This window comes from Bradyrhizobium sp. UFLA01-814 (assembly GCF_046718885.1).
Classification (GTDB): domain Bacteria; phylum Pseudomonadota; class Alphaproteobacteria; order Rhizobiales; family Xanthobacteraceae; genus Bradyrhizobium; species Bradyrhizobium elkanii.
Window position 1 is genome coordinate 1 of sequence record NZ_JAQOSR010000371.1, and the last position, 1,054, is coordinate 1,054.

The 1,054-nt window shown below is 66.0% G+C and carries 2 protein-coding genes; both read right to left on the bottom strand.

All coding sequences use genetic code 11. The features are described from left to right. Positions 1 to 163 precede the first annotated feature (163 nt). Positions 164 to 430 (bottom strand): HGGxSTG domain-containing protein, encoded by a 267-nt coding sequence (locus PMN64_RS42875; protein ID WP_411785121.1) that lies wholly within the window; start codon positions 428 to 430, stop codon positions 164 to 166. Further along, complete coding sequence (locus tag PMN64_RS42880; RefSeq protein WP_411785122.1) at positions 427 to 1,047, bottom strand: hypothetical protein; 621 nt, start codon at positions 1,045 to 1,047, stop codon at positions 427 to 429. The genes PMN64_RS42875 and PMN64_RS42880 overlap by 4 nt, the downstream gene beginning before the upstream one ends. Positions 1,048 to 1,054 lie beyond the last annotated feature (7 nt).

Here is a 1,054-nt window from a genome sequence, read left to right on the forward strand (position 1 = left end):
ATCCTAAGTCTCGTGGGCTCGGAGATGTGTATAAGAGACAGTGCCAGTGTGATCTTCGCAATTTTCATTTGAACGTTTCCCTTGCTAGCGAGCTGGTGCAACTCGCCTCGAAGATCGACATTCCCAAATGCCGCTTTCGCGCGCGGCCATTTGCGAAACGCAATCACTTCATCCCCTCCAGCATCCTCCGCACGTCCCCCAACAACGCCCGGATCTGCCGCCGCTCGGCGATCGCATCCCTGGTGAATCGGCCGTGCTTGCGCGCATTCCGGTTTGCCCGTGGCGCGCCGGATCCCTTGGCGCCGCCGTGCATGCGGCAGCGCGTCTTGCCGCGCACCGTCGGCGCGCGGCACGAACTGCCGCAGCGGGTCCTGGCGCCGCAGCGCGGGCTCGCCAGCATCGGGCCGGTCGTTTGGATGTGGTCGCTCATGCCCGTGCGTCCTGCCCGGCATCGGCGGGATTCCGCCGTCGCCTCGCGCCCGCAGCCTTCGGCGCATTCCGCGCCGCGGATGCCGGGCTGTTGTCGGACATGATCACGCTCGCGTGCTGCGTGACGTTGCCGACGATGGCGTTGCCGCCGTCCTCGACCTTGACGTTCTGCACGGTGATGGCGGGCTCGCCATGGCTGCGGTGGCGGTTGAGCGCGTCGATCTGGGCGGGAAAGGTGCGGGCGAGCCGGCCCAATGCGCGCGCGGCGCTGTCGTGCTGGGCGAGGTCCTTGGCGTGCGCGAGGTGATGGGCGCAGCGCATCGCCATCACATGAACCGACACCATCTGCGCCACCAGCATGGCCTCGACGGAATCCCGCGGACCGATGCTTCTCACCATCGCGATCATGAAGGCGAGGTTGACCTCGCAGGGTTTGCCGCCGCTCACGCTGGCCTTGATCAATTGCCGCAGGATGCCATCCATCGCGTCGCGATCGGCGACCCCCAGTGCGTTCGCCATTAGCTGTGCGCCGAGCTCGGGATCAGGATGGTCGATGGCAAAGCCGTGCGAGGAGAACTTGATCCGCGGGGGTGTGGGGGCCTGCTGTCTCTTATACACATCTCCG

Coding starts and splice junctions, on each gene's coding strand:
- PMN64_RS42875 (WP_411785121.1), bottom strand. CDS start 430: ATGAGCGACCACATCCAAACGACCGGCCCGATGCTGGCGAGCCCGCGC.